17 protein-coding genes are annotated in these 26,606 nt (G+C 68.8%); 16 read left to right on the plus strand and 1 reads right to left on the minus strand.

The features are described 5' to 3' along the window. The first annotated feature begins 992 nt into the window (after positions 1-992). The 9 genes from ACIQTU_RS00005 to leuB are packed head-to-tail and all read left to right on the plus strand — an operon-like array spanning position 993 to position 11,086. Positions 993-2,732, plus strand: coding sequence for a dihydroxy-acid dehydratase (locus ACIQTU_RS00005; protein WP_400540467.1), 1,740 nt, complete (start codon positions 993-995; stop codon positions 2,730-2,732). Between the two features lie 3 nt (positions 2,733-2,735). Then, positions 2,736-3,749 (plus strand): ketol-acid reductoisomerase, encoded by a 1,014-nt coding sequence (ilvC, locus tag ACIQTU_RS00010; protein WP_400540470.1) that lies wholly within the window; start codon positions 2,736-2,738, stop codon positions 3,747-3,749. 30 nt (positions 3,750-3,779) lie between these two features. After that, the gene (ilvG, locus tag ACIQTU_RS00015) at positions 3,780-5,498 is read left to right on the plus strand and encodes an acetolactate synthase 2 catalytic subunit (protein WP_400540473.1); all 1,719 of its coding nucleotides are present in this window, start codon (positions 3,780-3,782) and stop codon (positions 5,496-5,498) included. Between the two features lie 2 nt (positions 5,499-5,500). After that, positions 5,501-5,755: an ACT domain-containing protein gene (locus ACIQTU_RS00020; RefSeq protein ID WP_400540476.1), complete on the plus strand. Its 255-nt coding sequence runs from the start codon at positions 5,501-5,503 to the stop codon at positions 5,753-5,755. A 1-nt stretch (position 5,756) separates the two neighbouring features. Further along, on the plus strand, positions 5,757-7,013 hold the full coding sequence (locus tag ACIQTU_RS00025) for a 2-isopropylmalate synthase (RefSeq protein WP_400540479.1): 1,257 nt from the start codon (positions 5,757-5,759) through the stop codon (positions 7,011-7,013). Further along, positions 6,997-7,965, plus strand: a complete 969-nt coding sequence (locus tag ACIQTU_RS00030; RefSeq protein ID WP_400540481.1) for a branched-chain amino acid transaminase — start codon at positions 6,997-6,999, stop codon at positions 7,963-7,965. The genes ACIQTU_RS00025 and ACIQTU_RS00030 overlap by 17 nt, the downstream gene beginning before the upstream one ends. Further along, complete coding sequence (leuC, locus tag ACIQTU_RS00035) at positions 7,952-9,373, plus strand: 3-isopropylmalate dehydratase large subunit (protein WP_400540484.1); 1,422 nt, start codon at positions 7,952-7,954, stop codon at positions 9,371-9,373. Before ACIQTU_RS00030 ends, leuC begins: the two co-directional genes overlap by 14 nt. Further along, complete coding sequence (leuD, locus tag ACIQTU_RS00040; protein ID WP_400540487.1) at positions 9,366-9,968, plus strand: 3-isopropylmalate dehydratase small subunit; 603 nt, start codon at positions 9,366-9,368, stop codon at positions 9,966-9,968. The genes leuC and leuD overlap by 8 nt, the downstream gene beginning before the upstream one ends. After that, positions 9,968-11,086, plus strand: a complete 1,119-nt coding sequence (leuB, locus tag ACIQTU_RS00045; protein WP_400540490.1) for a 3-isopropylmalate dehydrogenase — start codon at positions 9,968-9,970, stop codon at positions 11,084-11,086. The genes leuD and leuB overlap by 1 nt, the downstream gene beginning before the upstream one ends. Positions 11,087-11,139: 53 nt before the next feature. Here the strand turns inward: leuB and ACIQTU_RS00050 are convergent, their stop codons facing one another. Further along, positions 11,140-11,748 carry a TetR/AcrR family transcriptional regulator gene (locus tag ACIQTU_RS00050; protein ID WP_400540493.1) on the minus strand — a complete coding sequence of 203 codons (609 nt, stop codon included), beginning with the start codon at positions 11,746-11,748 and terminating at the stop codon, positions 11,140-11,142. A gap of 151 nt (positions 11,749-11,899) precedes the next feature. On the opposite strand from ACIQTU_RS00050, the gene ACIQTU_RS00055 reads away from it, so the two are divergent. The 7 genes from ACIQTU_RS00055 to gltB all read left to right on the plus strand — a co-directional run bounded on the left by ACIQTU_RS00055 (position 11,900) and on the right by gltB (position 26,597). Then, the gene (locus tag ACIQTU_RS00055) at positions 11,900-13,093 is read left to right on the plus strand and encodes an efflux RND transporter periplasmic adaptor subunit (protein WP_400540496.1); all 1,194 of its coding nucleotides are present in this window, start codon (positions 11,900-11,902) and stop codon (positions 13,091-13,093) included. Between the two features lie 5 nt (positions 13,094-13,098). Beyond that, a complete protein-coding gene (locus ACIQTU_RS00060; protein ID WP_400540499.1) occupies positions 13,099-16,371 on the plus strand; it encodes an efflux RND transporter permease subunit in 3,273 nt (1,090 codons plus the stop codon). Beyond that, the gene (locus tag ACIQTU_RS00065) at positions 16,371-17,810 is read left to right on the plus strand and encodes an efflux transporter outer membrane subunit (protein WP_400540502.1); all 1,440 of its coding nucleotides are present in this window, start codon (positions 16,371-16,373) and stop codon (positions 17,808-17,810) included. The genes ACIQTU_RS00060 and ACIQTU_RS00065 overlap by 1 nt, the downstream gene beginning before the upstream one ends. A 132-nt stretch (positions 17,811-17,942) precedes the next feature. Then, positions 17,943-19,115, plus strand: coding sequence for a glutamate 5-kinase (proB, locus tag ACIQTU_RS00070; RefSeq protein WP_400540505.1), 1,173 nt, complete (start codon positions 17,943-17,945; stop codon positions 19,113-19,115). Continuing rightward, on the plus strand, positions 19,112-20,386 hold the full coding sequence (locus tag ACIQTU_RS00075; RefSeq protein ID WP_400540508.1) for a glutamate-5-semialdehyde dehydrogenase: 1,275 nt from the start codon (positions 19,112-19,114) through the stop codon (positions 20,384-20,386). The genes proB and ACIQTU_RS00075 overlap by 4 nt, the downstream gene beginning before the upstream one ends. Before the next feature lie 254 nt (positions 20,387-20,640). Beyond that, entirely contained in the window at positions 20,641-22,074 is a 1,434-nt protein-coding gene (locus ACIQTU_RS00080) for an NAD(P)-dependent oxidoreductase (RefSeq protein WP_400540511.1), read from the plus strand. Beyond that, positions 22,071-26,597, plus strand: a complete 4,527-nt coding sequence (gltB, locus tag ACIQTU_RS00085) for a glutamate synthase large subunit (RefSeq protein ID WP_400540514.1) — start codon at positions 22,071-22,073, stop codon at positions 26,595-26,597. The genes ACIQTU_RS00080 and gltB overlap by 4 nt, the downstream gene beginning before the upstream one ends. The last annotated feature ends 9 nt before the right edge of the window (positions 26,598-26,606 follow it).

Here is a 26,606-nt window from a genome sequence, read left to right on the forward strand (position 1 = left end):
CAAGCAGTTCTTTTTAAAGAACTTTTCGAACACTCCCGAAACCCGAAGGCCCCGGCGGAGGCGGCTATCTAAGGAAAGCCGATCTCCAAGTCAACCAACTCTCTGAACTTTCTGAAGTTCCGAAAGCCGAAGCTTCCGAAGCCGCAGAAGACCAACTGGAGAAGCGAAGAAACTTCCCGCACCGGCAAATCAGCGATTTGATCGAAGCGCGGAGACTAACCGAACCACCCGGCAGAAGCAAGAAGTTTTTCAACTCCTTCCCCCGCCAAACCCCCGGAAAACCAGTCTCCGAAGCCCCGTGGGCCAGCCCGTCTCCGAGCGAGCGGCGTCTATACGGACCCGCCTCCGACTCCACAACCCTCGAATGACAGAAATGCGAACTATCTCAGCGAACCAGAGTCCCAGAACCGCGAAGCCCGCTGCGGAAGCCTCGCTACAAAGATTAGCGTGCGTAAAGGACCACATCGGAACCGCACGGCCAGGCCAGGAGAACGCCCGGCCCAGCCCAGCACACCCGCCCGCAAACACCCGACCAAACCCCAAAGCCACGCACCGCCAAACACAGGCCCGCGACAACCCTAACGTTGCGCGGGTGAAAATTTGCACAGCAATCCCGCCAAAGAGGAACAACCGCGCGCTGATGCGCTCTTGCAGCGCCCTAACGCACTTTTATTCCACATTTTGATTCCTCCGGGTTGCATCGCAGCATCGAGAGCGGCATAAGAGCGCCCAGTTGAAAGGTTCTCCCTTGTCCCACCGCGCCGCCATTGCTGCGATCCTGAGCCCCGCGAAAGCGGCGGCGGATCTGCGCGTGCTGTCGCTGGGCGTACTCCTTCTCTCGGTAATTCTTATTCCGCTTAGCCGAGCGGTGTGGATGCCTGCGACCTGACCTAACCCAGTCAAAATCGCCCGCTTCACCCCGCTCCCTCCCGGCAGCGGGGTTTTTCATGTGCCCAGCGCAGACCCAACAGGCAGAAGTTTCCAAAAATACGATGACGAACTCGCCAGACAGCAAAAAACGACCCAATGCGCGCAGTTCCGCCGTCACCCAGGGTCCGAACCGCGCCGCCGCGCGCTCCTATCTGCGGGCGGCGGGGATGCAGGACGCCGACTTCGACAAGCCGATGATCGCCATCGTCAACACCTGGTCGACGGTCACGCCGTGCAACATGCACCTGGACCGTCTGGCCAAGGACGTGCGCGCCGGCATCATCGCGGCGGGCGGCTATCCGGTCGACTTCAACACCATCGTCGTCACAGACGGCATCTCCATGGGCACGGCGGGGATGAAGGCCTCGCTGATCAGCCGCGAGGTCGTCGCCGACTCCATCGAACTGGCGGTCGAAGGCCACCAGCTGGACGGCGTCGTCTGCATCGTCGGCTGCGACAAGACCATCCCGGCGGCGGCCATGGCCCTGGCGCGGATGGATATCCCCGGCCTGGTCTATTACGGCGGCACCATCCTGCCCGGCCGGATCGGCGAGAAGGAGGTCTCGGTCCAGGAAGTGTTCGAGGCCATCGGGGCCCACGGCGCCGGCGCCCTGTCCGACGAGGGCCTGAAGGCGGTCGAGAGCGCGGTCTGCCCCGGCGCCGGCGCCTGCGGCGGTCAGTTCACCGCCAACACCATGGCCATGGCCCTGTCGATCATGGGCGTCAGCCCCATGGGCGCCAACGACGTCCCCGCCGTCGATCCCGGCAAGAGCGCCGAGGGCGAGCGTTGCGGTCGCCTGATCGTCGAGCGCGTCTTCGCCGGCGACACCGCCCGCAAGTACATCACCAAGGCCAGCCTGAAGAACGCCGCTGTCGCCGTCTCGGCCTCGGGCGGCTCGACCAACGCCGTCATGCACCTGACCGCCATCGCCGCCGAGGCCGGCGTCGACTTCGGCATCGAGGACTGCCACCAGGCCTGCGTCGAGGCCCCGGTCATCTGCGACCTGAAGCCCGGCGGCCGCTTCCTGGCCTCGCACCTGTTCGCGGCCGGTGGCACGCGTCTGGTCGCCCAGCGGCTGGCCGAGGCCGGCAAGATCGTCAACATCCCGACCGTCACCGGCCGCAGCCTGTTCGCTGAAGCCGCCGAGGCCGAAGAGACCCCGGGCCAGCAGGTCGTGACCAGCATGGGCGCCCCGGTCATGGCGCGCGGCTCCTACGCCGTCATCTATGGCGACGTCGCCCCCGAGGGCGCGGTCATCAAGCTGACCGGCCACAAGGTCGACCGCTTCGAAGGCCCCGCCGCCGTGTTCGACTGCGAGGAAGACGCCTTCCACGCCGTTCAGGACGGATCGGTCGGCGAAGGCGACGTCATCATCATCCGCTACGAGGGGCCCAAGGGCGGTCCCGGCATGCGCGAGATGCTGCAGGTCACCGCCGCCCTGAAGGGCCGCAAGGTGGAGAACGTCGCCCTGCTGACCGACGGCCGCTTCTCGGGCGCCAGCTACGGCTTCGTCGCCGGCCACGTCTCGCCCGAAGCGGCGGTCGGCGGCCCGATTGCTCTCATTCGCGATGGCGATCCGATCGTCATCGACGTCACCAACCGCCGGATCGACGTGCTCGTCGATCTGGAGGCGCGCCGGGCGGACTTCGCCCCCAACCGGGTCCGTCCGGCGCAAGGCGTTTTCGCGAAATACCGCGCCGCCGTCGCCTCCGCCTCGCAAGGGGCCGTGACCATCCCCAATCCGCCGCCGGCCCAAACGGCCGAAACCTATTCCAACGCCCCGATCTCTGAGGACGCCTGAACCATGGCCATCACCATCTACACCAACGACGACATCAAGCCGGGCGCCATCGCCGGCCAGCGCATCGCCGTCATCGGCTATGGCTCGCAGGGTCGTGCCCACGCCCAGAACCTGAAGGACTCGGGGCACGACGTCATCGTCGGCGTTCGCCAGGGCGGCACGGGCTGGAAGCACGCGACCGCCGACGGCGTCCCCACCGCCGAACCGGCCGAGGCCGTTCGCGGCGCCGACATCATCGCCATCCTGACCCCGGACATGATCCAGAACGAGGTCTATCGCGACATCATCGAGCCGAACGCCAAGCCGGGCGCCGCCCTGCTGTTCGCCCACGGCTTCTCGATCATCTACGACCGCATCACCCCGCGCGACGACATGGACGTCATCCTGGTCGCCCCCAAGGGTCCGGGCGATCTGGTCCGTCGCGAATTCGCCCGCGGTCGCGGCGTCCCCTCGCTGTTCGCGATCGAGAAGGACGCGACCGGCAAGGCGCGCGACCGCGCCATGGGTTACGCCAAGGGCATCGGTGGCGCGACCGGCGGCCTGCTGGAGACCTCGTTCCGCGAAGAGACCGAAACCGACCTGTTCGGCGAGCAGGCCGTCCTGTGCGGCGGCGCCAAGGAACTGGTCATCTCAGGCTTCAACACCCTGGTCGAGGCCGGCTACCAGCCCGAGATCGCCTATTTCGAATGCCTGCATGAGCTGAAGCTGATCGTGGACCTGTTCTACGAGGGCGGCATCTCCAAGATGCACCACTTCATCTCGGAAACGGCCAAGTGGGGCGCCGTCGCCTCGGGCCCGCGCGTCATCACCGACGAGACCCGCGCCCGCATGAAGGAGGTCCTGACCGAGATTCAGGACGGCACCTTCGCGCGCAACTGGATCGCCGAGAACGAGGCCGGCAAGCCGCAGTACCAGGCCTGGCTGGACGCCGATCGCCAATCCCACATCGAACAGACGGGCGCCCGCCTGCGCGAGCGCATGGCCTGGCTGCAGGCGGCCAAGCCTGAAGCCGCCTGACCCGCATATATATAAAGAGAGACTGACCCGATGAGCGCCGCCGCGCCCGCCCTGAAAACCGCCCCCGTCCCGGCGACCGTGAACGACACGGCCACCGGCGCGCGCCTGCTCGTCTCCAGCCTGGAGCGGATGGGCGTGGAGGTGGTCTTCGGCTATCCCGGCGGCGCCATCATGCCGATCTACGACGCCCTGACCGGCACGGGGCTGAAGCATATCCTGGTCCGTCACGAACAGGGCGCGGCCTTCGCCGCCGACGCCTATGCCCGCGCCTCGGGCAAGGTCGGCGTCTGCATGGCCACCTCCGGCCCCGGCGCCACCAATCTGATCACCGGCATCGCCAACGCCATGATGGATTCGGTGCCGATGGTCTGCATCACCGGCAACGTCCCTCAGGGCGTCATGGGCACCGACGCCTTCCAGGAGATCGACATCCTGGGCGTCACCCTGCCGATCGTGAAACACTCCATACTGGTGCGCGACGCGTCGGAGATCCCGGCCGCCGTCGAACAGGCCTTCCACATCGCCGCCTCGGGTCGTCCCGGTCCGGTTCTGGTCGACCTGCCCAAGGACGTCCAGTTCGCCGAGACCGTCGCGCCGTTCGGCTTCAACATCCCCAACGAGACGGCCGAGGTCGACCACGATGCCGTCGCCGAGGCCGAACGCTTCATCCGCGCTTCCGAGCGCCCGCTGATCTACATCGGCGGCGGGGTGAAGATCGGCCGCGCGACCGAGGCCGTCCGCGCCTTCGCCGAGACCACCGGCATCCCCACGGTCTCGACCCTGAACGCCCTGGGCACCATCCCGACCGACGCGCCCGGCTATCTGGGCATGCTGGGTATGCACGGCACGCGCGCCGCCAACGAGGCGGTCCAGTCATCCGACCTGCTGATCGTCCTGGGGGCCCGTTTCGACGACCGCGCCACCGGCAAGCTGGCCGAGTTCGCCCCCCACGCCCGCGTCGTCCATTTCGACATCGACGCCTCCGAGATCGGCAAGCTGCGCGAGACCCACGTCGCGGTCGCCGGCGAGTTGAAGCCCGGCGTCGAGGCCCTGACCGCCCGTCTGGCGGTCGCCCCTCTGGCCATCGACCCTTGGGTCATCCGCTGCGCCACCGCGTCGATACATCACGCCGCCCGCTATGACGCGCCGGGCGAAGGCGTCTATGCGCCCGCCCTGCTGAAGCAGTTGTCCGAAGCCGCCGGCGACCGCTTCGTCGCCGCCTGCGATGTCGGCCAGCATCAGATGTGGGCCGCCCAGCACTGCCGCTTCTCCAGGCCGGAAGCCCACATCACCTCGGGCGGCCTGGGCGCCATGGGCTTCGGCCTGCCCGCCGGTCTGGGCGCCAAGCTGGCCGACCCGTCGGCCACGGTCGTCACCATCGCCGGCGACGGCGGCTTCATGATGAACATCCAGGAACTGGCGACCCTGAAACGCTACGGCGTCGCCCTGAAGATCGTCCTGCTGGACAACTCGTCCCTGGGCCTGGTGCGCCAGTGGCAGGAGCTGTTCTTCGAGGAGAACTATTCCGAGGTCGATCTGTCGGACAACCCGGACTTCGTGAAGGTGGCCGAGGCCTTCGGCATCGAGGCCTTCCGCATCGACCAACGCGATCAGGTCGAGACCGGCATCGCCCGCCTGCTGGCCGCCGACGGCCCCTGCCTGGTCCACGTGGTCATCAACCCCAAAGAGAACGTCTGGCCTCTGGTTCCACCGGGCAAGAGCAACGCTGAAATGATGGAAGGCGCATGAGCATGAGCGACACCATTCACATCCAGATCGACCGGGCCGACGGCTCGCTTCAGCGTCTCATCGGCCTGGTGGAACGCCGCGGCTTCCACATCGACGGCATGAGCATGGCCGACATCGACGGCGCCTCGCGCCGCATCGCCCTGACCGTGCGCGGCCGCGACGCCGCGCGCTCCATCGACAACCTGGGTTGCCAGATCGACCGCCTGTTCGGCGTGTCCCGCATCGCCGCCCAGTCCTTCCAGTCCGAGGCCGCGTAAAATGTCCCGAGTAGAACGAGTATCCAGAACCGCCGAAATTACGGCGTCGGATCCCAACCGCGTCATCATCTTCGACACCACCCTGCGCGACGGCGAACAGGCGCCCGGCTTCTCCATGTCGGCCGAGGCCAAGCTGAAGATGGCCCATGTCCTGCGCGACCTGGGCGTGGACGTGATCGAGGCCGGCTTCGCCGCCGCCTCGCCGGGCGACGAGGAGTGCATCCGACGTGTCTGCGGCGAGATCGAGGGACCGATCTTCGCCTCGCTGAACCGCGCCAACGAGAAGGACATCGACGCCTCGTTCCGAGCCCTGGCCCCGGCGCCGAAATCGCATCGCCGCTGCCACGTCTTCCTGGCCACCAGCCCGATCCACCGCTCGGCCAAGCTGCGCATGAGCACCAACGAGGTGCTGGCCACCATCTCGCGCACGGTGGAATACGCCGCCTCCATGTTCGACGACGTCGAGTTCTCGGCCGAGGACGCCTTCCGCACCGAGCCGGAATTCCTGGCCGAGGCCCTGATGGCCGCCGCCGACGCGGGCGCCCAGACGCTGAACGTGCCCGACACTGTCGGCTACGCCACGCCGGAAGAGGCGCGCCAGCGCTTCGCCTGGCTGGACGGGATCATTCGCCCGCGCCACGCCGACATCATCTTCTCGTCCCACGCCCACAACGACCTGGGCCTGGCCGTGGCCAACTCCCTGGCCGCCGTCGAGGGCGGGGCGCGTCAGATCGAGGGCGCGATCAACGGCATCGGCGAACGGGCGGGCAACGCCTCCATCGAGGAGATCATCATGGCCCTGCGCACCCGCGCGGACCGCTATGGCGTCAGCGTATCGGCCGAGAGCCGCCACCTGGTGCGGGCCTCACAGACCCTGCGCGACGTGACCGAGACGGTCATCGCCCGCAACAAGGCCATCGTCGGCCTGAACGCCTTCGCCCACGAGGCCGGGATCCACCAGCACGGCATGATGGCCGACGCCCGCACCTACGAGATCATGCGTCCCGAGGACGTCGGTTTCGAGGGCAGCTACTTCGTGCTGGGCAAGCATTCCGGCCGCCATGCGGTCGGCAAGCGGGCCGAGGCCCTGGGCCATGTGCTGGAAGGCCAGCGCCTGGCCGACGTCTTCGCCGGCTTCAAACAACGCGCCGACCAGATCGGCGAAATCAATGACGCGGAGCTGACCGCCATCATCGCGGCTGTGACAGCCGGGGCGGGCTCCGCACAAATGGACAAGACCTATGCAACCGCTGGCTAAGAATATCTGGATCAACGGCGACCTGACGCCCTGGGCCGACGCCAGGATCCACGTCATGAGCCACGCCCTGCACTACGGCACCTCGGTGTTCGAAGGCATCCGCGTCTATGACACCCCGAACGGCCCGTGCGGCTTCCGCCTGACCGACCATATCCGCCGCCTGTTCGACAGCGCGCGCATCTATCACTTCCCCCTGCCCTTCACCGAGGACGAGCTGGTTCAGGCCTGCAAGGACGTGGTCAAGTCCGAGGGGCTGCGTTCGGCCTATCTGCGGCCCCTGGCCTTCCTGGGCGAGTGCGGCATGGGCGTGACCCCCAGCCCTGAGAACATCCGCACCGACGTCATGATCTCGGCCTTCCCCTGGGGCGCCTATCTGGGTGAGGAAGCCCTGGAGAAGGGCGTCGACGCCTGCGTCTCCAGCTGGAACCGCGTCGCCCCCAACACCATCCCGGCGGGCGCCAAGGCCGGCGGCAACTATCTGTCCGGCTATCTGATCGGCCGTGAAGCCCGCGTCGGCGGCTTCGGCGAAGGCATCGCCCTGGGCGTCGACGGCCGTCTGTCGGAAGGCGCCGGCGAGAACCTGTTTGTGGTCAAGGACGGGGTGCTGATGACCCCGCCCGCCGCCGCCTCCATCCTGCAGGGCATCACCCGCGACAGCGTCATGAAGCTGGCGCGCGGCCTGGGCTATGAGGCGCGCGAACAGATCCTGCCGCGCGAGGCCCTCTACGTCGCCGACGAGGTCTTCATGACGGGCACCGCCGCCGAGATCACTCCGGTGCGCTCCATCGACGGCATCACGACCCGCGCCGCCGGCCCCGGCCCCATCACCAAGGCGGTCAACAAGGCCTTCCGCGGCCTGTTCGACGGCACGACCCCTGACCGCTTCGGCTGGCTGGAGCCCATCCACGAGACCGCTGCCTCGCCCAAGGAACGCGTGCATGAGCCCGCCTAAACCCGGCCCGAAAACCCTGTACGAAAAGGTCTGGGACCGGCACGTCGTCGTGCCGGAAACGGGCGAGACGCCGGGCGTCATGTATGTGGACCTGCATCTGGTCCACGAGGTCACCACGCCTCAGGCCTTTGCTGAACTGGAGGCGCGCGGACTGAAGGTCCGCCGCCCCGACCGCACCTTCGCCACCCTGGACCACTCCACCCCCACCCTGCCCGCCGGGCCGGACGGCCGGCGCCCCTATGTCACCGATCAGGCCCGCAAGCAGGTCGAGACCCTGGAGGCCAACTGCGCCCGCCACGGCATCGCGCTGGCCGGCTGGGGTTCGGACCAGCGCGGCGTGGTCCACGTCATGGGCCCTGAGCTGGGCCTGACCCAGCCGGGCATGACCGTGGTCTGCGGCGACAGCCATACCGCCACCCACGGCGCCTTCGGGGCCCTGGCCTTCGGCATCGGAACCTCCGAGGTCGGCCACGTCCTGGCCACCCAGTGCCTGTTGCAGCGCCGCGCCAAGGCCATGCGCGTGACGGTCGACGGACGCCTGCGTCCCGGTGTCTCGGGCAAGGACGTGGCTCTGGCCGTCATCGCCGCCATCGGTTTCGGCGGCGGCACCGGCTACGTCATCGAATATGCGGGCGAGGCCGTACGGTCGCTGGACATGGAAGGGCGCATGACACTGTGCAACATGTCCATCGAGGCGGGCGCGCGGGCGGGCATGATCGCCCCCGACCGCGTCACCATCGACTGGCTGCGCGGGCGTCGTCACGTCCCCGCCGACTATGAGGCCGCTGCGGCCGACTGGCTGAGCCTGGCCTCCGACCCCGGCGCGACCTTCGACAAGGAGGTCGTGCTGGACGGCGCCGCCATCCGTCCCATGGCCACCTGGGGCACCACCCCCGACGCGGGCGCCCCCGTCGGCGCGCCCGTGCCGCAGCCGCGCTCGGACTCGGACCGCAAGGCCATCGCCTACATGGGCTTCACCGCGGGCGAGGCGACGACCGGCCACAAGGTCGACGTGGTCTTCATCGGCAGCTGCACCAACGGCCGCCTGCCCGACCTGCGCGCCGCCGCCGACGTCCTGCGCGGCCGCAAGGTCCAGCCGGGCGTGCGAATGCTGGTCGTCCCCGGCTCCGAGGCCGTGCGCCGCGACGCCGAGGCCGAAGGTCTGGATCAGGTCTTCACCGAAGCGGGGGCCGAATGGCGCATCCCCGGCTGCTCCATGTGCATCGCCATGAACGGCGACGTGGTCGGCGAAGGCCAGTTGGCGGTCTCGACCTCCAACCGCAATTTCGAAGGCCGTCAGGGCAAGGGCGCCCGCACCATCCTGGCCAGCCCCGCCACCGCCGCGGCCAGCGCCGTCGCCGGCGTCCTGACCGACCCGCGCGTCTTCTTGGAGAGCGCCCATGTCTGAGGCCTTCAAAACCCTGACGTCGAAGACCCTGACCTTGAGCCAGGCCAATATCGACACCGACCAGATCATCCCGGCCCGCTTCCTGACCACCACGACGCGTGAAGGTCTGGGCGCCCAGGCCTTCTATGACTGGCGCTATGAAGCTGACGGCTCGCCCAAGCCCGAGTCCGTGCTGAACCGCATCGACCCAAGCGAGCACCGTATCCTGCTGGCCGGCCCCAACTTCGCCTGCGGCTCGTCGCGCGAGCACGCGCCCTGGGCCCTGCTGGACTATGGCTTCCGGGCGGTGATTTCGACCGAGATCGCCGACATCTTCACCTCCAACGCCCTGAAGAACGGCCTGCTGCCCATCGTCGTCGATCAGGCCGTCTGGGACGATCTGGCCGCCCACCCGGAGCAGCCGGTGACCGTCGATCTGGAGACGAACGAGATCCGGCGCGGCAACGCCCCGGCCGTCCCCTTCAAGGTCGAGGCCTTCGCCCGCCAGTGTCTGCTCGACGGCGTCGACACCCTCGGCTGGCTGCAATCCAGACTGCCCTACATCCAGACTTTCGAACGCCTGCGTCAAGACGCCTATCAGCCGGAGACCGCCTGATGCCCGCCCATGAAACTCATCCCGCCCCCCGCACCTTCAACATCGTGGTCCTGCCCGGTGACGGCGTCGGCCCGGAAGTCGCTCTGGCGGCCCAGCGGGTCCTGACCTGCATCGGCGACATCTACGGTCACCGCTTCGACTTCACCGAGCATCTGATCGGCGGCGCCGCCATCGACGCCACGGGCGAGGCCTTGCCGGAAGACACGAAAGCCGCCTGTCTGGCTTCCGACGCCGTCCTGCTGGGCGCGGTCGGCGGACCCAAGTGGGACGGCGCTCCGGTCCGGCCCGAACAGGGCCTGCTGGCCATCCGCAAGGTCATGGGCCTGTACGCCAACCTGCGCCCGCTGCAGGTCTCGCCCGTCCTGGCCCACCGCTCGCCGTTGAAGAAGGAGATCGTCGAGGGCGTCGATCTGATCGTCTTCCGCGAACTGACCAGCGGCGTCTATTTCGGCGAGCGCACCCGCACCGAGACCAGCGCCTCGGACCTGTGCGTCTACACGGTCGAGGAGATCGAACGCGTCGCCCGCGCCGCCTTCCAGGCCGCCGGCCAGCGTCGCGGCAAGGTCACCTCGGTCGACAAGGCCAATGTCATGGAGACCAGCCGCCTGTGGCGCGAGGTCGTGACCCGCATCCACGCCGAGGAATATCCGCAGATCACCCTGGAGCACGCCCTGGTCGACTCCATGGCCATGCACCTGATCCGCAAGCCGCGCGAGTACGACGTCATCCTGACCGAGAACATGTTCGGCGACATCCTGTCGGACGAGATCTCGGTGCTGGGCGGCTCCATCGGCCTGCTGCCCTCGGCCTCGCTGGGCGCTGACGGCCCCGGCCTGTTCGAGCCGATCCACGGCTCGGCGCCGGACATCGCCGGGCAGGACCTGGCCAACCCGGTCGGCATGGTGCTGTCGGCGGCCATGATGCTGCGCCACAGCTTCGATCTGGAAGACGAGGCGGATTCCATCGAGGCCGCGGTCGCCGCCGTCCTGGCCTCGGGCGCCGTCACCGCCGATCTGGGCGGGGCCCTGGGCACGGTCGAGGCCACCCGCGCCATCGTCGACGCCATCCGCGCCATCCACTGGGCCGCCGCTCGCCACGTGCCGATGCACTGGGCCTGAGCCTCAGTCCCTACCGAGAGAAAGGGCGGACCTCGCGGTCCGCCCTTTTGCATTCAGTTGTCGATCAGGCCCTGCAGCGCCACGGCCATGCGCCGCGCCAGCTCGGCCTTCTGTGTCTCGTCCAGCGACGAGTAGCCGTCCGACAGCTCACGTCCGATCGCCATGCCCATGATCAGGCCCGCCGCCAGACGCGCCCGGACCGGGGCGTCCGGGCCGCCGATCCAGGCGGCCAGAGGATCGAAGAAACGATTGTTGGACGTGCGCTGCATGACGTCCATCGCCTTGGCCGAACCGACCGAACGCAGCAGGATCAGCAGGCCGCGCATCTTGGCGCCCGCCCCCTCGTCCTGACAGGGCATGACCTCGCCATAGACGATCTCGCGCGCCAGCCGCTCGCCGAAGTCCTCACGCGGGCCGTCCATCAGGTCGCGGCCGTTCTTGCAGCTGTCCAGAACGGCGACGAACAGATCTTCCTTGGACCCGAAGTAACGACTGATCAGGGCCGCATCCACGCCGACGTCGCGGGCGACATCGCGCATGCCGACATCATCATAGCTGTCGGAACAAAACCGCTCGCGCGCCGCTTCCAGAATAGCCTGGCGGGTTGCGTTCGCGTTACGCGGTCGGGGGGCGTCACACAGGACCAATTGGTCGCACTCCAATAAACCTTATCGCCTATATGGCTTTGTCATCAGGCGTTGACAAGCGGAACCGCGCTCATCATTAAGTCACCCGACGTTGACTGGCCGCTTCCTCCCCCGAGAGCGCTGGTCTTGTTGTGTTTGAAATCCCTCCCAACAGGAGAATGCGCCGATGCGCACGGTTAAGATCGCGGTTGCGTCCGTCTTGATGTCAGCCGCCCTCTATGGCTGTTCCAAGGGAGGCGAAGCCCCCGCACCCCAGGCTCCCCCCGTCACGGTCGCCACGCCCCTGGTGCGTCAGGTCGTTGACTGGGACGAAGTCACCGGCCGCTTTGAAGCGCCGCGCTCGGTCGACGTGCGCGCGCGTGTCGGCGGCTATATCCAATCGGTTCACTTCAAGGACGGCGACTTTGTCCGTCAGGGCCAGCTGCTGTTCACTCTCGACCCGCGCCCGGCCCAGGCCGCGCTCGCGTCCGCTCAGGCCCAGCTGTCGCAGGCCCAGGCCCAGCTGACCCTGGCCCGCACCGAGTTCGCCCGCGCCGAAGGCCTGCTGGCCTCGCAGGCCGTGTCGCAAGCCGAGGTCGACGCCAAGCGCGGCGCCGTGGCCCAGGCCCAGGCCGCCGTCTCGGCCGCCAACGCCGCCATCCGCGCCCGTCAGCTGGACGTCGAGTTCACCCGCGTCACCGCCCCGATCGCAGGCCGCGCCTCCGACCGTCGCGTTGACCCCGGCAACCTGGTCGGCGGCGGCTCCTCGGCCGGCGACGTCCTGACCACCATCGTTTCGTCTTCGCCGATCTACTTCGTCTTCGACGGCTCCGAAGCCCTGGCGCTGAAGTACCAGCGCGAAGCCCGCACCGGCGGCCCGGCCCCGATCCGCATCCGCCTGCAGGATGAGACCAGCTACGACCGCGTCGGCGCCCTGGACTTCACCGACAACTCGATCGACAGCGCCTCGGGCACCATCCGCCTGCGCGCCGTGGTCCCCAACGCCGACGGCTTCCTGAAGCCGGGCATGTTCGGTCAGGCGCAACTGGCCGGCGGCGGTTCCTATCAGGCCCTGCTCGTGCCGGATTCGGCCATCGCCACCGACGCCGCCCGCCGCGTCGTCATGGTCGTCAACGCCGACGGTTCGACGGCCGCTCGCGCCGTCCAGACCGGCCCGCTGGTCGACGGTCTGCGCGTCATCCGTTCGGGCCTGAAGCCGACCGACCGCGTCATCATCGCTGGCGGTCAGCGCATCCAGATGCCGGGCATGAAGGTCCAGCCGAAGAACGGGACCATCGCCCCCGTCGCATCGAAGGGTGACGTCGCCCCCGTCACCCAGGCGGCGCCGGCCTCCAGCGCCTCCTTCGCCAACGCGGGCTAAGATAGATGAATATCTCCCGCTTCTTCATCGACCGCCCGATCTTCGCGGGCGTGATATCGGTGTTCATCACCCTGATCGGCCTGTTCGCCTATCCGATGCTGCCCCTGTCGCAGTACCCGGAGATCGCGCCCCCGACGATCACCATCAACGCGGCCTACCCGGGCGCCTCGGCCGAGACCCTGGCCGAGACCGTGGCGGCCCCCATCGAACAAGAGGTCAACGGCGTCGAGAAGATGCTGTACCTGACCTCCTCCTCCACCTCGGACGGAGCGGTGTCGATCACGGTGACCTTCCAGCCCGGCACGGATCTCGATTCCGCGCAGGTGCTGGTGCAGAACCGCGTCGCCCTGGCCGAGCCCAAGCTGCCCGAGCAGGTTCGCCAGATCGGCGTGACGGTCAACAAGGCCGAAAGCGGCTTCCTGATGATCGTCGGCCTGACCTCGCCCGACGGCAGCCTGGATAATGACTACGTCGGCAACTACGCCAACTCGACGCTGCGGGACCGCCTGCTGCGCATCGACGGCGTGGGCCAGGTCATGATCTTCGGCGGCGGCAACTATTCGATGCGCATCTGGATCGACCCGGCCAAGGCGGCCGAGCGCGGTCTGACAGGCCCTGACATCGTCGCCGCCCTGCGCGCCCAGAACGTCCAGGCTGCAGCCGGCGCCATCGGCCAGCCGCCCTTCGCCACCAACGCCGCCGCCTTCCAGCTGCCGGTTCAGGTGCAGGGTCGTCTGTCCGATCCCGATCAGTTCGCCGACGTGGTCATCAAGACCGACGCCGAAGGCCGCGTGACCCGTGTCCGTGACGTCGCTCGTGTCGAACTGGGCGCCCAGGATTACGGCATCCGCGGCTTCTTCGACGGTCAGCGCGGCGTCGGCATCGCCGTCGTCCAGCAACCGGGCGCCAACGCCCTGGCCACCGCCAACCGCGTCCTGGCCGAGGTCGAGGCCGTCAAGGCCGAGCTGCCCTCCGGCATGGCCGCCTCCATCCCCTACAACCCGACGGAATTCGTCGCCGCCTCGGTCGAGGCGGTTCAGCACACCGTGTTTGAAGCCGTCGTCCTGGTGGCCCTCGTCGTCCTGATCTTCCTGCAGACCTGGCGCGCGGCCATCATCCCGATCATCGCCATCCCGGTCGCCCTGGTCGGCACCTTCGCGGTGCAACTGGCCCTGGGCTATTCGATCAACTCCCTGTCGCTGTTCGCCCTGGTTCTGGCCGTCGGCATCGTCGTCGACGACGCCATCATCGTGGTCGAGAACGTCGAGCGCTACCTGAGACAGGGGCTGACGCCCAAGGAGGCCGCCTATCGTTCAATGCAGGAGGTCTCGGGCGCCCTGATCGCCATCGGCCTGGTGCTGACGGCGGTGTTCGTGCCAACCGCCTTCGTTCCCGGCATCCCCGGCATCTTCTATCGCCAGTTCGCGGTCACCATCGCCTCGGCGACGCTGATCTCGCTGATCGTCTCCCTGACCCTGTCGCCCGCTCTGGCCGCCCTGCTGCTCAAGCCGCACCAGGAACACCATGAACGCAAGCCGGGCCTGTGGGGCACGATCCTTCACTACCTCGGCTGGGCCGGCGCCAAGTTCAACCAGGGCTTCGACTGGCTGTCGGACAAGTACGGCCGTCTGACCGCCCGCCTGGTCCGTTCGCTGATGATCGTCGCCATCGTCTATGCAGGCCTGCTGGCTCTCACCGGCTGGCGTCTGGTGGACACCCCTTCGGGCTTCATTCCGGAACAGGATCAGGGCTTCCTGATCGGCGTCGTGCAACTGCCCGCCGGCGCCTCGCTGGACCGCACCGAAGCCGTGATGAAGCGCGCTGACGAAATCATCCAGAAAACCGAAGGTGTAGACGGCACCGTGGCCTTCGCCGGTCTGGACGGCTCCAGCTTCTCGTTCGGCTCCAACGCGGCGACTCTCTTCATCCGCCTGGACGCCTTCGAGAACCGCACCAAGGAACAGGCCGCCACGGCTCTGGCCGGCGCCATCACCGGCGCCACCGCTGGCATCGAGGACGCCAACATCTTCGTCATCGCCCCGCCGGCCGTCCAAGGCCTGGGTAACGGCAACGGCTTCAAGATGATGATCCAGGACCGTTCCGGCGCGGGCTACCGCGCGCTGGAAGGCGCCACCTTCGCCATGATGGGCGGCGCGGCCCAGATCCCGGATGAAGTGCAGCAGGTCTTCTCGACCTACAACACCGGCTCGCCGCGCATCGCCGCCGACGTCGACCGCAACAAGGCCCTGATGATGGGCGTCCAGCCCTCGGCCGTGTTCGACACCCTCGGCGTCTATCTCGGCTCGTCCTACATCAACGACTTCAACCTGCTGGGCCGCACCTTCCGCGTCACCGCCCAGGCTGAGCCCTCGTCGCGGGATGACATCGCCGACATCGCCAACCTGAAAACCCGCTCGGCCTCCGGCGCCATGGTGCCGATCGGCGCCGTCGCCAACCTGCGCGAGGACTCCGGTCCGGCCCGCGTCGTCCGCTTCAACCTGTTCCCGGCTTCCGAGCTGCAGGGTCAGGCCGCGCCGGGCGTCTCGTCCGGTCAGGCTCTGGAGACGATGGAGAAGCTGGCGGCTCAGGCCCTGCCGCAAGGCTTCAGCTACGAATGGACCGAACTGGCCCTGCAGGAGAAACAGGCCTCGGGCGGCGCCTCCATGATCTTCGTCATGGCCGTGGTCTTCGTCTTCCTGGTGCTGGCGGCTCAATATGAGGCCTTCACCCTGCCGCTCGCGGTGGTGCTGATCGTCCCCATGTGTCTGCTCGCGGCCATGATCGGGGTGAACATCCGCGGTCTGGACAACAACATCCTCGTCCAGATCGGCCTGGTGGTTCTGATCGCGCTTGCGGCCAAGAACGCCATCCTGATCGTCGAGTTCGCCAAGCAGGCGGAAGAGGAAGAGGGCATGGATCGCTTCGAAGCGGCTGTTTATGCCGCCAAGGTGCGCCTGCGTCCGATCCTGATGACGTCCTTCGCCTTCATCTTCGGCGTCATGCCGCTGATGCTGGCGACCGGCCCCGGCGCCGAAATGCGCCAGTCGCTGGGCACGGCGGTCTTCTCCGGCATGCTGGGCGTGACCTTCTTCGGTCTGATCTTCACCCCGGTCTTCTACGTCATGATGCGTTGGCTCGCAGGCAAGCTGCCCAGCTCGCCGCAGAAGCCGCGCGAGCTGCCGACCACCTACGGCGCCCCGCCGCATGATCCGTACGACCCCACCGACCCCGCGCCGGCCGCCCCCACCACGGCCAACCCGCGCCTGGGAGACGCCTGATGAACCGTAAAGCCCTTTCCCTGCTGACCGCTTCCGGCGCCGCGCTTCTGCTCGCCGCCTGCGCGGTCGGACCCAAGGCGCCGGAGCCCACGCTTCCGGTGCAGGGCCAAGGCGCCTTCATCGGCGCGCAATCCGCCTCGGTTTCGACCGAGGCGGCCCGCGCCGACTGGTGGCGGCTCTACAACAACGCCACGCTGGACGGTCTGATCCAGCAAGCCCTGACCGAGAACAACGAACTGGAGGCGGCCGCAGCCAACCTGCGCGCCGTCCGGGCCTCTCTGTCCGAGGCCCGCGCCGGTCGTCTGCCTTCGACCAACGCCAACGCCGCCTTCAACCGCAGCCAGGCCTCCACCGTGACCTCGCCCGCTTCGGGCGGGGCCAAGCTGCCGGAAGTCGACACCTACAGCGTCGGTCTGGACGTCTCCTACGAGGTCGACCTGTTCAGCCGCGTCGAGTCGACCGTCCGCGCCGCCCGCGCCGACGCTGCCGCCGCCGCCGAGGCGCTGGAAGTGGTGCGGATCACCGTCGCCGCCGAAACGGCCCGGGCCTATGCCGACACCTGCTCGGCCAACGCCCAGATCGCGGTGGCGGAACGGACCATCGACCTGCAGTCTAAGACCGTCGACCTCACCCAGCGTCTGCTGGACGGCGGTTCAGGCAATGGTCTGGACGTGGCCCGCGCGCGCGCGGCGCTGGAGTCCACCCGCGCCAGCCTGCCGCCGCTGCGGGCCCAGCGCGACGGCGCCCTCTATCGCCTCGCCACCCTGACCGGGCGCACCCCGGCCGAGGCCAGCGAAGCGGCGCGTGGTTGCCAGTCGCCGCCGCAACTGTCGCAGCCGATCCCGGTCGGCGACGGCGCGGCCCTGCTGGCCCGTCGCCCCGACGTGCGACAGGCCGAAGCCCGTCTGGCGGCCGCCGCGGCTCGCGTGAACGTGGCCACCGCCAGCCTCTATCCGTCGATCAGCCTGGGGGGCTCGCTGGGCTCGACCTCGCTGGACTCCTCGGGTCTGGGCGACGACGCCAACTCCCGCTTCAGCGTCGGTCCGCTGATCAGCTGGAACTTCCCCAACATCGCCGTGGCACGCGCCCGCATCAAGCAGGCCGGCGCCCAGACCGACGCGGCCCTGGCGACCTTCGACCAGACGGTTCTTGTGGCCCTGCAGGAAACCGAGACGGCCCTCAGCGCCTATGCCAACGAACTGGACCGCCGCACGGCCCTGCGCACCGCGCGGGACCAGGCAGCCACGGCGGCCCGCCTGTCGCGCCTGCGTTTCGACGCCGGCGCCGACAGCTTCCTGACGGTGCTGGATTCGGAACGGACCCTGGCCGGGGCCGACGCCGCCCTCGCCGCTTCGGAAGCCCAGGTCACCACCTACCAGATCGCCCTGTTCAAGGCCCTGGCTGGCGGCTGGGATCAGGCGCCCAACCCGGAAGCCTGATCCCCGGATCTCGCTGAAAATACAGACGCCCGGCAGGTTCAACCCCGCCGGGCGTTTTCTTTTGGCCACCCGCGCATGATTTTCACGCCTTCAGGCGTGACCATGGCCCGATTGATGCTCTAGGGAGGATGGGTGACCCATTCCGCGCCCTCCCCTGCCGCCGAGACTGCCGCCGAGGCTTCGCCCGCGACGGCGCTGGCTCATGCCCGCCGCGTGGTGGTCAAGATCGGCTCCTCCCTGCTGGTCGACGCCGCCACCCGCGCCGTGGCCCGTGACTGGCTGGCTTCCTTGGCCCAGGACATCGCCCACCTGCGCCAAGAGGGCCGCGAGGTCATCGTCGTCTCCTCCGGCGCCGTGGCTCTGGGACGCGGACGGCTGAAGACCTCGCCCGGTCGGCTGCAGGACAAGCAGGCCGCCGCCGCCGTCGGCCAGACCCTGCTGATGCACGCCTGGGAAGAGGCTCTGGCCCCGCACGGCCTGATCACCGCCCAGGTCCTGCTGACCCGTGACGACACCGAACGGCGCCGCCGCTGGCTCAACGCCCGCACCACGGTCGAGGCCCTGCTGGCCCACGGCGTCGTCCCCGTGGTCAACGAGAACGACACCGTCGCCACCGAGGAAATCCGCTACGGCGACAACGACCGGCTGGCCGCCCGCGCGGCCCAGCTGGCGCGCGGCGATCTGCTGATCCTGCTGTCCGACGTGGACGGCCTCTACACCGCCGACCCGCGCCGCGATCCCGAGGCCCGCCACCTGGCCCTGGTCGAAAGCCTCGGCCCCGACATCCTCGGCATGGCCAGCGGCGCCAACGCAGACGCCGGGGTCGGCACCGGCGGCATGGCCACCAAGCTGGCCGCTGCCCAGATCGCCCGCTCCGCCGGCTGCGCCACCGTCATCGCCTCGGGCCTGACGCTTCATCCGCTCAAGACTGTGGCTGAGGGCGCACGCGCCACCCTGATCACCGCCCCGGCCACGCCGCTCGCCGCCTGGAAGCAGTGGATCGCCGGCAGCATGGCGCCGGGCGGTTCCTTGACGCTGGACGAAGGCGCCGTGCGCGCGCTGAGGTCGGGCAAGAGCCTGCTGCCCTCGGGCATCCTCGCGGTCAGCGGCGACTTCGAAAAGGGCGACAGCCTGCGTCTGCTCGACCCGTCCGGCGCCGTCGTCGGCGTCGGCCTGGCCGCCTATCCCGCTGACGAGATCGCCCTGATCCGAGGCCGCCATTCCGATGAGATCGAAAGCCTGATCGGCTACCGCGGCCCCTCGGTCGTGATCCACCGCGACGACCTGGTGCTGGAGGCCCGATGACCGATACGCCCATCCCTGTTCTTGCCCTGATGCTGGACATGGGCCGTCGCGCCCGCGCCGCCGCCGACGCCCTTCGCGCCACCACGCCGGACGCCCGCACCGACGCCCTCATCCGTCTCGCCCAGGGCCTGCGCGCCGCCGAGGCCGAGATTCTCGCCGCCAACGCCCGCGACATCGAAAACGCCCGCGCCTCGGGCCTGTCCGAAGCCCTGATCGACCGTCTGGCCCTGACCCCCGCCCGCGTCGAGGGCATGGCCGTCGCCGTCGAGACCATTGCCGCCCAGCCCGATCCCGTCGGCGCCGAGATGGCGCGCTGGACCCCCGCCAATGGTCTGGACATCGCCCGCGTCCGCACCCCCATCGGCGTCCTGGGCGTCATCTACGAGAGCCGCCCCAACGTCACCGCCGACGCCGCCGCCCTGTGCATCCGCTCGGGCAACGCCGCCATCCTGCGCTGTGGTTCGGACTGCCTGGAATCCTCGCGCGCCATCGCCGCCGTGGTCGCCCGCGCCGTGGCCGAAGCGGGTCTGCCCGCCGACGCCGTCCAGTTGGTTCCCGTCCCCGATCGCGAAGCGGTCGGCGCCATCCTGTCGGGACTTGAGGGCGCCATCGACCTGATCATCCCGCGCGGCGGCAAGAGCCTGGTCGCCCGTGTTCAGGCCGAAGCGAAAGCCCCCGTGCTCGGTCACCTCGAGGGCCTGTGCCACACCTATCTGGACGCCGCCGCCGACCTCGATGTCGCCCGCCGCGTCGCCGTCAACGCCAAGATGCGCCGCGTCTCGGTCTGCGGCGCCACCGAGACCCTGCTGGTGGATCGCGCCGCCGCCGAACGCCTGCTGCCCGCCGTCGCCGCTGACCTGATCAAGGCGGGCTGCGAACTGCGCGGCGACGCCGAGACTTGCGCCCTAGTCCCCGAAGCGGCCGAGGCGGTCGAGGCCGACTGGACCACCGAATACCTGGCCCCCGTCCTGGCGGTACGGGTCGTCGATGGAGTTCAGGGCGCCGTGGATCACATCCGGACTTACGGCTCGGGCCACACCGAGGCCATCATCACCACCGACGCCGGGGCCGCCGAACGCTTCGCCAACGGCGTCGACAGCGCCATCGTCCTGATCAACGCCTCGACCCAGTTCGCCGACGGCGGCGAGTTCGGCTTCGGCGGCGAGATCGGCATCTCGACCTCGAAACTGCACGCCCGCGGCCCCGTCGGCGCTGAACAGCTGACCACCTACAAGTATGTCGTGCGCGGTCAGGGTCAGACCCGACCCTGAATCCCGCTGAGCGCCACAGCCCTCCCCGGGATGACGCAATGCTGTCTGAAACCAATATTTTCCCAAGGCGATGCCCGCAGGGGCCGCCCTCATTGCGTCCGCACCTGCGAAAACATGCTGCGTCGCACACTGCAATCCGGTGATAAATTCCTCAAAATTAGACACTAAGACCCATTAATGCCTATGCATATAAAATTTCAGCTTCACTTAGGAAAATATTTGCGCACCCACCCCATGTTTCGCTTAATGAGCAGATGCAAAAAGGTGGCCGTTCCAACCCTGGTGGTTTTCTGATTGAGCAGCGTCGGCTGGAGAAACAGCCCGCTGATCTGCGCGTACGCGCCTTCACGGAGATCACGCTCAAACCGACCGCCGCCAGCGGGACGGTTCAGGCGTCGCGTTGCACAGACTGCGGCGTGCCCTTCTGCCAGAACGCCTGCCCGCTGCAGAACAGCATCCCCGACTGGCTGGCCCTGTCGGCCGACGGCGACCTGCGCGAGGCCTGGCGCGTCGCCGCCTCGACCTCGACCATGCCGGAGATCTGCGGCCGCATCTGTCCGCAGGACCGCCTGTGCGAGGGCGCCTGCTCCCTGCAGCAGTCCGGCTGGGACGGCGTCACCATCGGCTCGGTCGAGGCCTGGATCGCCGACACCGCCTTCGACAACGGCTGGGTCGAGCCCATCCGCCCCCTGGCCGAACGCGGCCAGAGCGTCGCCATCGTCGGCTCGGGTCCCGCCGGTCTGGCCGCCGCAGACCGCCTGCGCAGCGAAGGCTACGCCGTCACCGTCTATGACCGCCACGACCGCGCGGGCGGCCTGCTGACCTACGGCATCCCCGGCTTCAAGCTGGAGAAACGCATCGTCCAGCGCCGCATCGACCGCCTGATCGAGGGCGGGGTCGAGTTCGTGCTGAACACCAATGTCGGCGTCGACATCACGATGGACGCGCTGCGGTCGCGCCATGACGCCGTCCTGCTGGCCATGGGCGTCTATCAGGCCCGCACCCTGGCCGTGCCGGGGCGCGGTCCCGACGACACCGTCGCTGCCCTCGACTTCCTGATCGCCCAGAACCGCATCGACTGCGGCGACGCCGCCGACGCCTCTGCCCCCCACGCCGCCGGTCGCGACGTCGTCGTCGTCGGCGGCGGCGACACGGCCATGGACTGCGTCCGCACCGCCATCCGCCAGGGCGCGAACAGCGTCGTCTGCCTGTATCGCCGCGACCGCGACAACATGCCGGGCTCGGCGCGCGAAGTGCAGAACGCCGAGGAAGAAGGCGTTCGATTCGAATGGCTGGGCGCGCCCAAGGCCCTGATGTCCAGGGGCGAGGCTGTCACCGCCGTCCGCGCCCAGCGCATGGCCCTGACGGAAGCCGCCCCCGGCGGCCGTCGCGACATCGCCCCCGTCGCCGGCTCGGACTTCGACCTGCCCGCCGATCTGGTGATCGAGGCCCTCGGCTTTGAGCCCGAGGCCTTTGGCGAACAGCTGGACGCCAACCTCGGCCTGACCAGATGGAACACCCTGCAGGTGACGCGTGGCGGTTTCGCCACCACCCTGCCCGGCGTGTTCGCCGCCGGGGACGCCGTGCGCGGCGCCTCTCTCGTCGTCTGGGCCGTGCGCGACGGCCAGGACGCTGCGGCTGAAATCGACCGCTATCTGCGCGCGCGCACCGAGGAAGCCGCGGCATGACCGACGCATCGCAATCCCACTGGCTGACCCGATATGAAGAGAACCGCGCCCGCCTGATCGAGGGCGGCGCCTATGACCCGTCGTCGGAGCGCGACGCCTGCGGCGTGGGTCTGGTCTGCGCCATCGACGGCAAGCCCCGGCGTGAAATCGTCGAGATGGCCATCAAGTCGCTGAAGGCCGTGGCCCACCGCGGCGCGGTCGACGCCGACGGCCTGTCCGGCGACGGCGCCGGCATCATGATCGAACTACCCCAGGCCTTCTTCGCGACCCAGGTCCGCGCCGTCGGCCAGACCCTGCGCCCCGGCCCCATCGCCGTGGGTCAGGTCTTCCTGCCGCGCACCGACCTGGGCGCCCAGGACCACGCCCGCGCCATCGTCGAGGCCGAGGCCATCCGCTCGGGCTTCTACATCTATGGCTGGCGTCAGACGCCGATGGACCTGTCGGTCGTGGGCGTCCGCGCCGACGCCACCCGGCCCGAGATCGAGCAGATCATGCTGGCCGCGCCGGAAGGCATGGAGATCGAGGAACTGGAGCGGGAGCTCTTCCTGTGCCGTCGCCGCATCGAGAAGGCGGTGCAGGCGTCGGGCCTGAACGGCTTCTACCTGTGTTCGCTGTCAGCCCGCTCGATCGTCTACAAGGGCATGGTCCGCGCCGAGCTGCTGGGTCAGCTGTATCACGACCTGAACGACCCCAGCGTCGTCGCCGGCTACGCCGTCTTCCACCAGCGCTACTCGACCAATACCTTCCCCGAGTGGAAGCTGGCCCAGCCCTTCCGCATGCTGGCCCACAACGGCGAGATCAACACGCTTCAGGGCAACCTGAACTGGATGCGCGCCCACGAGATCCGCATGGCGGCCTCGGCCTTCGGCGACCGCGACCATGAGGTCAAGCCGGTGGTCCAGCCGGGCGGCTCGGACTCGGCGGCCCTGGACAATGTCTTCGAGGTTCTGGTCCGCGCCGGGCGTCCCGCCCCCCTGGCCAAGGCCCTGCTGGTGCCCGAGGCCTGGTCCTCCGACGACGTGGTGATGAAGCCCGAGCACCGCGCCCTCTACGCCTATTGCAACGCCGTGATGGAGCCGTGGGACGGCCCCGCCGCCCTGTGCGCCGTCGATGGCCGCTGGGTCGTGGCGGGCAAGGACCGCAACGGCCTGCGCCCCTTGCGCGCCGTCGAGACCGTGGACGGCCTGCTGCTGGCCGGCTCCGAGGCCGGTCTGGTTCCCCTGCCCGAGGGCCGGGTCAAGCGCCGCCTGCACATCGGCCCCGGCAAGCTGATCGCCGTCGATCTGAAACACGGTCGTCTCTACGACGAGCATGAGGCCGTCGACGCCCTGGCCGCCGCCCAGCCCTATTCGGACTGGCTGGATAACATGGTCGATCTGGAGCCCATCATCGGCCCCGGACCGGAACCGCGCGCCGCTGTCGGCGAGGCCCTGATCCGCCGTCAGATCGCCGCCGGCTTCAGCCGCGAGGATCTGGACCTGTTGCTGGACGCCCTGGTCCGCGACGGCAAGGAAGCCGTGGGTTCCATGGGCGACGACGCCCCGCCCGCCGTCCTGTCCAGCCTGCCGCGTCCACTGGCGCATTACTTCCGCCAGAACTTCAGCCAGGTCACCAACCCGCCCATCGACCCCCTGCGCGAAGCCGGGGCCATGAGCCTGAAGACCCGCTTCAAGAACCTGGGCAATATCCTGGCCCAGGACGAGGCCCAGACCGAGGTCTTCGTGCTGGACAGCCCGGTCCTGACCACCGGCATGTACCAGCGCCTGCTGGGCGTCGTCGCCGACGGCTCAACCACGGTGATCGACTGCACCTACCCGCTCCCCGCTGAGGGCGACCGCTCCGGCGCCGGCCTGCGTCAGGCGCTGGACCGCATCCGCGACGAGGCCGAGACCGCCGCGCGCGACGGCGCCACCCTGATCGTCCTGACCGACGAGCACGCCTCGGCCGAGCGTCTGGCCGCGCCGATGATCCTGGCCACGGCCGGGACCCACGGCCGCCTGATCGCGGCGGGCCTGCGCACCTATTGCTCGCTGGTCGTGCGTTCGGCCGAGACCCTGGACCCGCACGCCTTCGCCGTTCTGGTCGGGGTCGGCGCCACCGCCGTCAACCCCTGGCTGGCGCAGGAGCTGTTCCAGGAGCGTCTGGATCGCGGCGCCTATCCGGGCCTGACGCTCCATGACGCCTGCCTCAACTACAAGCATGGCATCGAGGCCGGTCTGCTCAAGGTGCTGGCGCGCAAGGGCATCAGCATCATCTCCGCCTATCGCGGCGGCTGCGAGTTCGAGGTCCTGGGCCTGTCGCGGGCACTGGCCGCCGAGTTCTTCCCCGGCGCCCCGTCGCGCATCTCCGGCATCGGTCTGGCCGGTCTGGAGCAGGCGGCGCTCAAGCGTCATGCCGTGGCCTTCGGCGCGGCCGTGCCCTCGCCGTCGATGGGCGGCTTCTTCCGCATCCGTGCGGGCGGCGAGGCCCACGCCCATGACGCGAAGACCATCCACCTGTTGCAGGACGCGGTGAACCGCGGCGACTACAAGCGTTTCAAGCAATACTCCGCCGCCGTTCGCGAGCAACCGGATCTGGCCCTGCGCGACCTGCTGGACTTCAAGGACGGTCTGGCCCCGGTCCAATTGCACGAGGTCGAAAGCGTCTCGGACATCCGCCGCCGCTTCCTGTCCCAGGCCATGTCGCTGGGCGCCCTCAGCCCCGAAGCCCATGAGACCCTGAACATCGCCATGAACCGGATGGGCGCGCGCGCCGTCTCCGGCGAGGGCGGCGAGGACCCGGCCCGCTATGTGCCGCGTCCGAACGGCGACAACGCCAACTCGGCGGTCAAGCAGGTGGCCTCGGGCCGCTTCGGCGTCACCGCCGAATACCTGAACCAGTGCCGCGAGATCGAGATCAAGGTGGCCCAGGGCGCCAAGCCCGGCGAGGGCGGCCAGCTGCCCGGCTTCAAGGTCACCGAATTCATCGGCCGGATGCGTCACGCCGTTCCGGGCACGACCCTGATCAGCCCGCCGCCGCACCACGACATCTATTCGATCGAGGATCTGGCCCAACTGATCTACGACCTGAAGGCGATCAATCCCGACGCCAAGGTCACGGTCAAACTGGTCTCGGCCACCGGCATCGGCGCCATTGCCTCGGGCGTGGCCAAGGCCAAGGCCGACGCCATCCTGATCGCCGGCCACAACGGCGGCACGGGCGCCTCGCCGCAGACCTCGGTCAAGCACGCGGGCATGCCGTGGGAGATCGGTCTGGCTGAAGCCCATCAGGTCCTCAGCCTGAACCACCTGCGCTCATCGGTGTCCTTGCGCGCCGACGGCGGCATCCGCACCGGCCGCGACGTGGTTCTGGCCGCCCTGCTGGGGGCCGAGGAATACGGCATCGGCACCTCGGGCCTGATCGCCATGGGCTGTCTGATGGTGCGTCAGTGTCACTCCAACACCTGCCCGGTCGGCGTCTGCTCACAGGACGAGCGCCTGCGCGCCAAGTTCACCGGCACGCCCGAGAAGGTGGTCAACCTCTTCACCTTCATCGCCGAAGAGGTCCGCGAAATCCTGGCCTCCATCGGCGCCCGCACCATCGACGAGATTGTCGGCCGCACCGACCTGCTGCGGCAGACGCGGCGCGGCGGCTCGCATCTGGACGACCTGGACCTCAACCCCCTGTTGATGAAGGTGGACGTCGACCGGCCCGGCCGCTGGGCCGACAAGGTGCGCAAGCCTGTGCCCGAGAGTCTGGACGCCCAGGTGCTGAAAGATGCGGGCGCCTTCCTCGAACGCGGCCAGACGCTGGAGCTGTCCTATCCGCTGAACAACACCCAGCGCACGGCGGGCGCAGGGGTTTCCTCGGCCATCGTCCGCAAGTTCGGCCCACAGGGTCCGCAGGGCCGTCTGAAGCTGAAGCTGGAAGGCATCGCCGGTCAGAGCTTCGGCGCCTTTGGCGCACGCGGCCTGATCCTCGACGTCACCGGCGAGGTCAACGACTACGTCGGCAAGGGTCTGTCGGGCGCCGACATCCACGTCCGTCCCTATGAGTGGCGTGCCGACCAGCAGGTCTGCGGCAACACCACCCTCTATGGTGCCACCTCCGGCCGTCTGTTCGTGGCGGGCGCGGCGGGCGAACGCTTCGCCGTCCGCAACTCGGGCGCCGAGGCCGTGGTCGAGGGCCTGGGCGCGCACGGCTGCGAATACATGACCGGCGGTCGTGTGGTCGTTCTGGGATCGGTCGGCTGGAACCTGGCGGCGGGCATGAGCGGCGGCGAGCTGTTCGTGCTCGACGCCGACGGTCGCGCGGCCCAGGCCCTGAACGGCGACATGGCCTGGGTCGGCCGCATCGACGCCGAGGCCGAAGCCCGGCTCAAGGCCCTGATCGAGGCCCACGCCAGCGCCACCGCCTCGCCTCTGGCCCGCCGCATCCTGGCCGACTGGTCCCAGTTCGCGCCGCGCTTCGTCCGCATCGCCCCCAGGACCGTCCTGGCCGCCGAGACCGCCGAACCCGACGTCAGGCTGGCCCAACCGGCCTGACGCACGCGG

The organism is Brevundimonas sp. NPDC090276 (genome assembly GCF_044772165.1).
Lineage (GTDB): Bacteria > Pseudomonadota > Alphaproteobacteria > Caulobacterales > Caulobacteraceae > Brevundimonas.